Below are 11,916 nucleotides of genomic sequence, written 5' to 3'. Positions count from 1 at the left end.
TTCCTAGGCCGTAAGGTCGCGAAGATTGCGGACGATGACCTGCTGACCCAGCGGGATCTTGAAGGCGTTGTGTTCATGTGCACGGGAATCCTTCATAGCCAGCTCTGCCACTTTGGCGAAGGTGGCCAGGTCGGCGCGCTGACCAATCAGCGCCCGCTCGGCCTCGACGGCGCGCCACGGCTTGGTGCCCACTCCGCCCAACGCAATTCGCGCATCGGTGATGCGCTTGCCGTCCATCACCAGAATCACGGCGCTGGATGCCAGTGCGAACTGGTAGGAAGTGCGGTCGCGCAGCTTCAGATAGGACGAACGTCCGCCTGCCAGCGGCGCATCAAGCGTCACATGCGTGATCAGCTCATGAGGAGCCAGCGCATGTTCGCGCTGCGGCGTATCGCCAGGCAGTAGATGGAAATCGGCAAAGGGTATGTCCCGAGTACCGTTGGCGCCCTGAACCGTAACTTGCCCACCAATGGCCGCCATCCCCACGCACATGTCCGACGGGTGTGTTGCGATACAGTGCTCGCTAGTGCCCAGAACTGCATGAACGCTGCGATTCATACCGCCTATGGCTGCACAGCCCGAACCAGGTTGACGCTTGTTACACGCCGATACGTTGTCGCGAAAATACGGGCAGCGCACGCGCTGCATGAGGTTGCCAGCCGTAGTGGCCTTGTTGCGCAACTGCGTCGATGCGCCAGCGAGCAGCGCTTCGGACAGCACCGGATAACGCTGCTGCACCAGCGGGTGACTGGCCAGGTCGGTATTGCTGACCAGCGCCCCGATGCGCAGACGCCCGTCAGGCAGTGATTCGACCTGTTTCAGCGCAAGGTGATTGATGTCCACCAGTTGCTCCGGCTGCATCACATCGAGTTTGACCAGATCCAGCAGCGTAGTGCCGCCAGCCAGGTAAAAACGCTGGCCCTGACCTGACGCCGACATGACGGCCTGTGCGGGCGAAGTAGCCCGCGCGTAATCGAAGGTTCGCATCAGGCAGCCCCTCCCATTTTCGAACGCGCCGACTGCACGGCCGACAGGATGTTCTTGTAGGCCCCGCAACGGCAGATGTTGCCGCTCATGGCTTCTCTGACGCTGGCGTCATCGGACGGAATATTCGGGTCCTTGAGAATCGCGACAGCGCTCATGATCTGCCCTGAAGTGCAGTATCCGCACTGGTAGGCGTCATGTTCCCAGAAGGCTTCCTGAACCGGATGCAGCTTGCCGTTCTCGGCCAGCCCTTCGATGGTGGTAATGCTGTCGCCCTGATGCTGCACGGCAATGGACAGGCAGGAGTTGATCGCCACGCCATTCACCAGCAGCGTGCACGCACCGCACTGGCCATGATCGCAGCCCTTTTTGGTCCCGGTCAGTTGCAGACGGTCACGTAACACATCAAGCAAAACCGCGTTGGCCGGCACATTCAGGGTGTGAACCTGGCCGTTGACCTTAAGCTGGATACGATGCTCCCCCGCCGCAGGTGCATCGCTGTCTTCTACCACCGGGGCGACCGCTGCAGCGGGTGCTGCCTGCAGCATGCCGTCGGAAGGCATCCAGGTAGACAACGTGGCGGCGGCGATACCCGACGCACCGAACTTCAAAAAGTTACGGCGCGAAGGCTGCACGGTACTGTTGTCGGCAACAGATTCCTTGTGCTTTTCAGATTGGGTCATCAGGATCACTCGGTAATAGCCGACGCTGCCATAAAGCGTCGGGCGTTTTTAAAGATCAGCAGCCCGGGCATGTTTGCGCTCGTTGACCTGTTGTTTTTCTCAGGGGTCATGGAAGCCAAAAAGCTATCACCGGTTACTGTTTAACTGGTCAGCGCAACTAAAGTTCCAACTCATTGACGAGCGTCTGTATCCGGAGATTGCAGCCGTTGCGCGAAGCCAATCGTTGACCCTAACAGCCGGCCCAGGCACTGATTAGCCAGCCTTGCTTACTAGCGGTAATGAGAAAAACTCATGAATAGGTCACTAAATGTGACCAAAGACGTGGCGGAGCGCACCCACAGGCGTCACTGCCCCTTTATGGCGGGATGGCGGGATGGCGGGATGGCGCGGGGCAACGTAGCGTGTAGTTGTCAATTAAAGACTGGCAGGAAAGTGACGATATATAGCGTCAGTAATGTCTTGAGGCTTCTAAATCGGGGCATTGATGCCCGATGTGGTGATGGCACCTCGCAACGGAGGCCCGGTTTATGCGAAAATGCCGCCTATTGGCTCAAGGGCACCCGGATTTACGCACCATGCATAAAAAATATGCATCCCGCGTGTCTCCGAGCCCAAATGCGGAGTCTCAGACTCCGTTAACAGGCTGACCAGGTGTGTCTCCGCTCAAGTAAGACCGGACAGGCTTCCGGACATTGCAGCACACCGACAGAGCAAAATGTCACTCATGACGCTGAATCTAACGATGATAAGAAGCCAGCGCAGCAGGACATCAATTGAGGTCTCGAGCGGTATTATATTGGCCTTGTATGTCCACCTCTAGTCCCTGCAGGTGCGAGAGTTTGTCGCATGCGTTGAAGCGTGTGACGGGCCAGATCCTCAGGAGCAGTCGGCGGATGGCGTTTATCAGATGGATGACAGAATGTTTAAGAAAGTGAACACGGCCCTGCTGGGTATGGCCATCTCCATGGGCATCATGCCCGTGCACGCAGCTGAAACCAAAAAAGTCGACGTACTGCTCGTTGGCGGCGGCATCATGAGCGCAACCCTCGCGGTCTGGCTTAATGAGCTGGAGCCGAGCTGGTCGATGGAAATGGTCGAGCGTCTCGACGGCGTTGCAGAAGAAAGCTCCAACGGCTGGAACAACGCCGGTACCGGTCACTCGGCACTGGCCGAGCTGAACTACACGCCGGAAGACAAGAACGGCAACGTCGATATCTCCAAGGCTATCGAAATCAACGAAGCGTTCCAGATTTCGCGTCAGTTCTGGTCCTGGCAAGTCAAGACCGGTGTCCTGAAGAATCCGCGCTCGTTCATCAATTCCACGCCACACATGAGCTTTGTGTGGGGCGACAACAACATCCAGTTCCTGCGCAAGCGTTACGCAGCATTGCAAGCCAGCCCGCTGTTCAGCGGCATGCAGTTCTCCGAAGACCACGAGCAGATCAAGAAGTGGGTTCCGCTGATGATGGAAGGTCGTGACCCGGCGCAGAAGCTGGCCGTGACCTGGAGCCCGATCGGCACCGACGTCAACTTCGGCGAGATCACTCGTCAGTTCGTCGGCAACCTGAAGGCCAAGCAGAACTTCAATCTGCAGTTGTCGAGTGAAGTCGAAGACATCAATCACAACGACGACGGCACCTGGCGCGTCAAGTACAAGAACCTGAAAGACGGTACTGTCACCGAAACCGACACCAAGTTCCTGTTCATCGGTGCCGGCGGTGCTGCTCTGCACTTGCTGCAAGAGTCGGGCATCCCGGAAGCCAAGGAATACGGCGGCTTCCCGGTCGGCGGTTCGTGGCTGGTCACTGAAAATCAGGACCTGGCCATGCAACATATGGGCAAGGCCTATGGCATTGCTTCCACTGGCGCGCCACCCATGTCGGTTCCTCACCTGGACACTCGTGTCCTGGACGGCAAGCGCGTAATCCTGTTTGGCCCATTCGCGACCTTCTCGACGAAGTTCCTGAAAAACGGTTCTTACTTCGATCTGCTGACCAGCACCACCACGCACAACGTGTGGCCAATGACCCGCGTTGGTATCGAACAGTATCCGCTGATCGAATACCTGGCCGGCCAGGTGATGATGTCTGACGACGATCGCTTTGCTGCGCTGAAAGAATACTTCCCTAACGCCAAGAAAGAAGACTGGCGCCTGATGCAAGCCGGTCAGCGCGTACAGATCATCAAGCGTGACGAAGAGAAAGGCGGCGTACTGAAGCTGGGTACTGAAATCGTTGCTTCCAAGGACGGCTCGATTGCCGGTCTGCTGGGCGCATCGCCAGGTGCTTCGACTGCAGCGCCAATCATGCTGGGCGTGCTTGAGAAGGTCTTCAAGGACAAGGTAGCAACTCCGGCCTGGCAGGAAAAACTGCGCCAGATCGTGCCTAGCTATGGCACCAAGCTGAACAACAACCCGGATCGCGTTGCCGAGGAATGGGCTTACACGTCCGAAGTCCTGCAACTGACTCCACCACCGCCGGTCAACAAGGCTGGCGCTGCGCCAACGCCAGCTGCCCAGCCAGCGAAAAGCAATCCAGCCAGTGACATGGCACTTTAAGGCTCGTACAGCTTGAAGCAAAGCCCCGCCAGACCCTGTCTGGCGGGGCTTTTTTTTGGCGGCCAGTTTCCGGCCCTTTCCAGACAGACTGAAAATATGCCGAACTCTGCGCGTCTCCTGCGCCTCAAATAAAAACGACACACAGCGAGGAACTGCAATGAGCAATCGTATCGACACGCCGTCCGGTGGAAGTGCTGAACACTCTCCTTCTATACCGACGCCAGCGAAAGACCAGTCCGGAAAGCCGGTTGACGTGGTTCGCAAGGATATTGCACGGGAGCATTCCAACACAGAGGGCGTCGACAAGGTCATTACTCCGACCTCGACCAAGGAGAAGGAGCAGGATGCCGAAACCCTTCGCGCCAAAAACCGCGAGCTGGAACGCAAGTTGAACGGTCAGGACTGAGAGGTCCATCGCCCTTCTCAGCTTTTTTCGGCTTCGGGAGAGCAGGCAGGCAGTGCCGTAAGCGGCCAGACCTGCCTTTTGGCAGGAATCTTCCGGTAACAGGTCGTTAAAGCCACGCATCACACCGGCACCTGTTATGGTGGCCTCACTTCCGCCAGGCTCTCGCTTTCGGCAGAGCCATACGACTCAAGTCTTTACGCCGCAACTTCGCGGCAACCTCGCAGTTCCTGCGCTGTCCATTCGCACCCTCGCCGCCCGCCCTCGTTGCTGCGGCTGATTGAACCTGTCCAATCCACTTGTCATGCATCAAGACTGCCCAACGCACAAGAGCAGCGACTGGCTGTTCCCGGCTGAAACACCCTTGGAGTTCACCTAAATGATCGAGCAGACACTCGACGCAAGCCCCGATGCAGCTCTCGAAGCCGCGCTTGCCGAATGTGCGCGTGAGCCGATCCGTGTGCCCGGTGCGATTCAGCCTCATGGCGTATTGCTCAGCGTGACAGGTGCCCCGCTGCGCATTGAACAGGTCAGCGCCAATTGTGCAAGGGAGCTGGGCCTGAGCAGCGCCGAGCTGTTGGGCCAGCCGCTTTCATTGCTGTTATCACCCGATCATTCGATGCTTGTCGATCAAGCTTATGGCCACCTCAGCGTCACAAACAGTGACCCCATAAAGCTGACAGTGGGTGACGTCGAGTACAGTGCTTCGCTGCATCGTGCCGGTGACGTACTGATTATCGAGCTGGAACCCTTTGTCGAAGCGGCCCGGGAACAGTCCAGAATCATTACCCGCGTATTGCGCAACCTCCAGGCAGCCACCACCCTGGAAACACTTTTCGATATAGGCGTGCACGAGATTCAGGCGCTTACCGGTCACGACCGGGTCATGATTTACCGGTTCGAACCCGAAGGCCACGGCAAGGTTGTTGCGCAGGCATTGACCGGCCCTCTGCCGAGTTACAGCGGCTTGAATTTCCCTGGTTCGGACATTCCTGCCCAGGCGCGAGAGCTGTACCGCTTGAACTGGATTAGGGTCATTCCGGATGCCGCCTACGTTCCGGTCCCCTTGGTACCGACGCTGCGCCCGACCACCGGGCAACCACTCGACCTTGGCTTCTCGACACTGAGAAGCGTGTCTCCGGTGCATTGCGAATACCTCAAGAACATGGGCGTCCGCTCATCGATGAGCATCTCGCTGTTGGTGGGGGGTGAACTGTGGGGCCTTATCACCTGCAGTCATCCCGAACCGCTGCTGGTGCCCCGAGAGCTGCGCGATGCCTGTGCGATGATTGGTCAGCTGTTGTCAGTGAAAATTTCTGCCATCGTCGCCACTCAGATCCAGCGTGAGCGGGAGGAGAAAGTCGTCTTGCTACGGCAGCTCGCGGAAGTCATGAGCCGAGCCGATCACGATATTCTGGACGGCCTGCCGAGCAGGCCGGAACTGCTTCAGTCACTGACACTGGCGGACGGTGCCGCTGTGCTGATTGACGACCGGCTCCATCTGTTCGGCAATTGCCCGACGGCCGATGAAGTGCGCGCACTGTACCTCTGGATAAGGGACAAAGGCCTGAGCAGCCAGCGGCTCACAGAGCAGGCCAAAGGCTTGCAGGGGCTGGGGGTTTTTCATACAAACTCCCTGCAGAAGATCAACCCGGAAAGCGCGACGTATCAAGCGGTGGCGAGCGGTGTCATAGCATTCACCCTGCCCAAGCCGGTCGACAATGCGGTCATGTGGTTTCGCGCCCAGCTCACCTCGACCATGAACTGGAGCGGCGACCCGGCCCATCATGTCAGCGTCAGCCCTGTAGACTCTGCGAGCCATCGCCTGCGCCCGAGGCAGTCTTTCGACGTATGGGCGCAAGAGACCACAGGCATCGCCATGCCTTGGTCACAGGGAGATCTGTACGGCGCTGAAGATCTTCGCCGCTCTGCCCTGGAAATCGATCTTGAGCGCCAGGTGCAGCGTGAGCAGGAAGCAGTCCGCTTGCGTGATGAACTGGTTGCCGTGGTTTCCCACGACCTGCGTAACCCGATGTCCATCATCATCATGCAGTGCGGCATGATGCAACGCTGGGCAATCGGCGACACGACCATCGAGAACCGCAACATTCGCAGGGCGTTGGGCACCATCGAGAAGGCTACGACCCGGATGAACAGCCTGCTCGAGGATCTGCTGGACACTGCGCAGATCGAAGCCGGGCGTTATCAGCTGTCTCGCCTGGCACTGAGTGTCACCAGCCTGCTGGAAGAAGCCTGCGGCCTTCTGGTGATGCTGACGACGGAAAAGAACATCGAACTCAACTGCACCTCTGCACACGGTCTGGTAATCGACGCCGACCCGGAGCGAATCTTTCAGGTGCTGTCGAACCTGGTTGGTAACGCGATCAAATTCACCCCGAAAGGCGGTCGGATCAACATCGATGCAGTCGCCGAAGGCAACGAAGTTCTGTTCAAGGTCAGTGATGACGGGATCGGTATCCCGAAAGAACACCTGCCGTATATCTTCCAGCGCTACTGGTCCGTGAAGGAGGGCAACCCGCGTGGCAATGGTCTGGGGCTGTATATTTGCCAAGGGATAGTCACCGCTCACGGCGGGCGCTTGTGGGCCGATAGCTCGCTCGATTCCGGCAGCATATTTTCATTCACTCTGCCCATGCACCTGGGGCAGGACACAGTGGGCGAATCGACGTTCCTCAAACAGAGCGGCACGACTCAGCGCCTGGCGCAGTCGATATCGAGCAAGCTGGAGCGCCAGCAAATGGAAGACCGCCTGGCACGCGCAGGACTGTTGAACGAGCTTAACCACCGGGTCAAAAACACTCTGGCAACCGTTCAGGCCATTGCTTCTCTGACCGTCAACAGCTCCGCCTCACTTGATTCCTTTCGCAAAAGCTTCGATGCACGTCTGTTTGCGTTGAGCCAGGCGCACGATGCGCTGGCGCGCGCGGAATGGATATCAACGGAACTGATCGATCTTGTCGAACAGCTACGTGGTGTGGACGGCGATCGGAGCAACATCACGTTCAAAGGTGATCCGGTAACCCTGGAACCGCGGGTTTCCCTGACGCTTTCAATGGTGTTTCATGAATTGATGGCCAATGCCCTGCAACACGGCGCGCTCTCCTCATTGACAGGCCAGGTAACAGTGGCTACTGCCTTGAACACCGCAGACAACCCGCCCACTCTGCGAATCGACTGGCTGGAAACAGATGGCCCACCTGTCGTTGCGAGCACGGCGAGAGGCTTTGGCTTTCGTCTGATACAGCGCAGCATAGAGCGTGAGCTCAAGGGCAAGGTCGATATTCAGTTCGCCAGCACAGGCATAAGTTGGTCATTGCTGATCCCCTGGCCAGACAAACCGGAAGATTGCGCATGAGTTCGGAATCAAATGAAACCTCGCTCCCCAAAGTGCTGCTGGTGGAAGACGAGACCATACTCGCGATGTTGATGGAAATGACGCTGGAAGACCTTGGGTTCATCACCGCCTACCATGCAAGCTCGCTTGGCGAAGGCATCGAGTACGCTCGGGACGGCGACTACGACCTGGCGATACTGGACATCAATATTATCGGCGGTACGTCGTTTGCGATAGCAACCGTGATTGCCGATCGCGGTATCCCCTTCATGTTTTGCTCCGGCTACGGGCGTCTCGGTATTCCGGAAGCCTGGCTGGACCGGCAGTGCGTTACCAAACCATTCAGTGCCGAGCAACTGGACAACGCGTTGACCAGCCTGCTGCAGGGTTAACCAGTGCTCTGATGAGCATCAGGACTCAAGCCGGGGCGCTCCGGCCTGCTCCGACTCAATCAGGAAGCGATAGTGGTTTCCTCGGGACCCGGCCATTCGCTATCGGGTATGTCATAAACGTCGCCGTTCTTGACGCCATCGATCTCGTACTGGGTCAGGTAGTCTCTGAGGTGGTCAGAGAAACGATCGACGCGGGTCTCCTGCTTGCCTTCCTCGATCATGCCGGGAATAAGCAACGCCAAAGCGCCCACTCCGGCGGCGGCAAGCCCAAGGCCGCCAGCGATCAACGGCAAGGCGCGGACCACACTGCCCGCCAGTTGCATGACGCCCGCCGCGCCTTCCGCTGCAGATGCAAGACCTGCCATGGCGCCCAGCGAACCTGCAGTAATGCTCATGCCACCAGCCACAAGCTCACCTCGTCTGATCGATTTCACACCATCGAAAATACCGTAGGCTCCGGCCGCCACCCCGGCCAGCCCGCCCAGCCCCTTCGCGGCGTTTTCCAGTTTCGACAGGTTGGTAGTAATTTTCTTGTAAGCTTCCGGTTCAAGCGTGTCCTTGAGGTCCTTGTACCTCGTTATGACATTCTTGACCCCGCCCTCGGTCAGCAATGTAGCGCTTTGCACTGAACCGGTAGTGATATCGACGATCTGCCGATCCGTCAGGGCTCCAGCACCATTCGCGCCCTTGGCAATCGTGATGCCGGCCATGAACAGACCGCTGACACCATGCAGGACTCCGGCACTGGAGGCGGCCTTGATCGATGAGTTATCACTGAACAGGCCCAACTCGGAAATGGACTTGGTGCCTTGGCGCAACAGATCCCAATTACCCCGGAATACGCCCAGAATCTGATCGGACGTGGCCGGTTTGCCGTCAGCGTTGGTCAGCAACTCGGGATTGCTCTCGCCGATCTGGTCGATCAGCGACCTGACCTTTGCTTCGTCGAGTGTGTCGCTGCCATCCTTGCCAAAGGCCTTCTTCAAGTCCTCGAAGCTGGCGTCCTTGAAGACGCTGTCCTTGGCAATGGTGGTGTAGTTTTCAGTCAGTTTGTCATCGTGTTTGCCAGTGAACTCCGGGTTCAGCGCGGCGTTGTACATCGCCACTTCCATGCTGAACTGGCTGGTCGCCACTTCGAAGCTTTCGGTCTTCAGCAACTCTTTGAGGCGCTCACCAGACACCAGAGACTTTTCATAGAACGATTCGAAATCCTTGTTGTGAGTGGACTTCTGCACGGCCTCTTGAATCTTGCCTGGATCGCTTATGCCCAGCGACTCCTGAACGCTTTGCGCCGAGCTGTAGAACTGCGCCAACGCAGTCTGCTGATCGGTCTTGCCGTCCTTGGTATTGGCATCCCACAGCTTGTCGAGGCCCTTGCCGGTCATGATTTCATCGTCATAAGTGCTCTGCAGCGCGTTCTTGAGACCGTCGCTGCCCTCCAGCACCTTGCTCAGCTCGCTGGCGGCGTTATCGTTGTAAAACTTGACCACCTCAGTGTCTTTTTCGAGCGTTGCAATATGCTCGTTGACATCATCGAGCAGCTTTTGCGGGTCTGGATGACTGCTGACATTGTTGGCAATCTGGACCTGAGACTTGTCGTCTTTCCACATGCCCGCACCGCTGCCCTGAATGATCAGGCTTTGAGCGGCCTTGAGTTCCTGAAGCACGGCAGCCTTCTGTTCTGCAGTGTAGTTTTGCGGATGCTCGAACACGTCCTTGTTCAATGCATCGGTATTGACCTTGTGGAGCAAGTTACCTTCTGAAACAGCTTCAAGTAGCGTCCCCACCGCACCGACGTCTTTCGGTGCGGCGTTCTTGATGAAGGCCTGAATATCACCACGGCTGGCCTTGCCATCGCTGCCCTGCTCAAGCGGACTTTTGGCATTGTCGAGCAGCGCAAAGGCTCCGGGCTGAGACCAGAAGTCCAGAGCCTCCCTGACCTCTTTGTCGAGTTGCGGATGCTCGTCCTTGTAGGCCGTCAGCGCTTCGGCGGTCATGTCTGCGGAGCCGGTCTTACCCTTGATCGCATCGTGGTTCTCGTCAAGAATCGCGGCGTATCTGGCGATCTGTTTCGAGGCATCATCAGCATCGGGGCTGGCTTTCAGAAAGTCTTTGTAACTGCTGATATCTTCGTTTTTCTTTAGTTCGGGCAATGACTCGAAACCCAGCTTGCCAAAGTCCTGCAGACGGCCCGCTTCGGTGCCATGCCTGGCCTCGGCGCCTTTGGTGAAGCCATCGACCCTGCTGTTGAACGCATCGCCACCTGACTGGATTTCGCCCTTTTCGTTGTACATCGTCACCCGGTCAAGCACCTGAACGGCACGAAAAGCCGCATTGGCATCTTTTTCGAAATCCCCGACCCGCTCTTTGAGCATATCCTTGACGCCGCTCTGGTTACCGAGATCCTTCAGCAGCGGGTTGGCATCGATAATGTCCTGAGCCGAGCGCTTGTCGTCCTTGGGCAATTCCCACAGGAAGCCGAGTTTTTCGGCCTGCTCGCGAGCCTGGGTGTTGTCGCCAGCAACCGACACGTTGCTCATTTCGCCTTTCAGGCTGGAGAGACCCTCTTTGCCGAAATCCTGCAAACGACCTGCTTCAGTGCCGTTGCGAGCCTCGCCGCTTTTGGTAAAGCCATTGATGCTGCCATTGGCGACGTCGCTGCCGACAATCCGCGCACCGTTGCCGTCGAACTGTTCGATATGCGCCAGTACCTGAGTGGCCCTGTAGGCGGCATCAGCGTCGTTATCGAAATCGCCGACCTGCTCCTTGAGCATGTCCCTGACGTCACTCTGATTACCAAGGTTCCTGAGCAACGGATCGCCGTCGACGATGCTCTTGGCATCGCGTTCATCGCCTTGTGGACGCTGCCATTGAATACCCAGTTTCGCGGCCTGCTCGCGAACTGCGGGGTCGTCGGCAGACGATTTGATTTCATGCAGCGTGCCCTTGAGACTCGCGAATCCCTCCTTGCCGAAATCCTTCAGGCGACCGGCTTCAGAACCGTGCCGTGCTTCGCTGCTGCTGGTGTAGCCGTCAATGCGGTTGTTACCGATGTCCTTGCCGGCAAGGCGATTGCCGCTGGCGTCGAAGGTTTCAATGTGTTCAAGCAGTTGCACGGCACGAAACGCGGCATGCGAATCCTTGGTGTAGTCACCGACTTGCGCGATAAGGTTTTCCTTCGCTTCTGCGCGGTCGCCACGTCCGCCCAGGTTTTTAAGCAACGGGCTATCGTCGATGATTTGCTGTGCAGAGCGTTTGTCGTCGGCAGGTAACTGCCACTGGATACCCACCTCCCTGGAGTGCTGTACAGCCTGTTCCCAGGCTTGAGCGTCCGCAGGGTTGGTGGGTTTTTCGGTAGTGATCTTGCTGACAGTCGTCATTGTTTTTCATTCCATTGGTCATCAGTCGTTCCATGCGTTGAAACACCGCTAGTGCAGGCAGGCGATAACCGCTACGGATTGACTGATGCGAGACGGGCCTTTGCAGGCAGAGGCGCGGCGCCCGGGTAACTGCCAGGCGTGCGCTATCACGTTCAATTAGAA

7 protein-coding genes are annotated in these 11,916 nt (G+C 57.7%); 4 read left to right on the top strand and 3 right to left on the bottom strand.

The window, feature by feature from the left end; all coding sequences use genetic code 11:
• Positions 1 to 3: 3 nt before the first annotated feature.
• Together POR16_RS11390 and POR16_RS11385 are read right to left on the bottom strand one after the other, a co-directional pair.
• Positions 4 to 987, bottom strand: a complete 984-nt coding sequence (locus tag POR16_RS11390; protein WP_055002946.1) for an FAD binding domain-containing protein — start codon at positions 985 to 987, stop codon at positions 4 to 6.
• Positions 987 to 1,667: a (2Fe-2S)-binding protein gene (locus tag POR16_RS11385; protein ID WP_005893043.1), complete on the bottom strand. Its 681-nt coding sequence runs from the start codon at positions 1,665 to 1,667 to the stop codon at positions 987 to 989. The genes POR16_RS11390 and POR16_RS11385 overlap by 1 nt, the downstream gene beginning before the upstream one ends.
• A gap of 919 nt (positions 1,668 to 2,586) precedes the next feature.
• On the opposite strand from POR16_RS11385, the gene mqo reads away from it, so the two are divergent.
• The 4 genes from mqo (at position 2,587) to POR16_RS11365 (ending at position 8,374) form a co-directional block, all read left to right on the top strand.
• Complete coding sequence (gene mqo / locus POR16_RS11380; protein WP_024670574.1) at positions 2,587 to 4,224, top strand: malate dehydrogenase (quinone); 1,638 nt, start codon at positions 2,587 to 2,589, stop codon at positions 4,222 to 4,224.
• Between the two features lie 157 nt (positions 4,225 to 4,381).
• Positions 4,382 to 4,630, top strand: a complete 249-nt coding sequence (locus POR16_RS11375; protein WP_005893045.1) for a hypothetical protein — start codon at positions 4,382 to 4,384, stop codon at positions 4,628 to 4,630.
• Between the two features lie 376 nt (positions 4,631 to 5,006).
• Positions 5,007 to 8,003: an ATP-binding protein gene (locus POR16_RS11370; protein WP_122381311.1), complete on the top strand. Its 2,997-nt coding sequence runs from the start codon at positions 5,007 to 5,009 to the stop codon at positions 8,001 to 8,003.
• Entirely contained in the window at positions 8,000 to 8,374 is a 375-nt protein-coding gene (locus tag POR16_RS11365) for a response regulator (protein WP_005893048.1), read from the top strand. The genes POR16_RS11370 and POR16_RS11365 overlap by 4 nt, the downstream gene beginning before the upstream one ends.
• A 59-nt stretch (positions 8,375 to 8,433) precedes the next feature.
• On the opposite strand, the gene POR16_RS11360 is transcribed toward POR16_RS11365, so the two are convergent.
• Positions 8,434 to 11,754 carry a type III effector HrpK domain-containing protein gene (locus POR16_RS11360; protein ID WP_005893049.1) on the bottom strand — a complete coding sequence of 1,107 codons (3,321 nt, stop codon included), beginning with the start codon at positions 11,752 to 11,754 and terminating at the stop codon, positions 8,434 to 8,436.
• Positions 11,755 to 11,916: the final 162 nt, after the last annotated feature.

It is taken from the genome of Pseudomonas coronafaciens pv. oryzae str. 1_6 (assembly GCF_000156995.2).
GTDB classification, from domain to species: domain Bacteria; phylum Pseudomonadota; class Gammaproteobacteria; order Pseudomonadales; family Pseudomonadaceae; genus Aquipseudomonas; species Aquipseudomonas tremae.
This window is presented reverse-complemented; position numbering and strand designations above follow the sequence as displayed.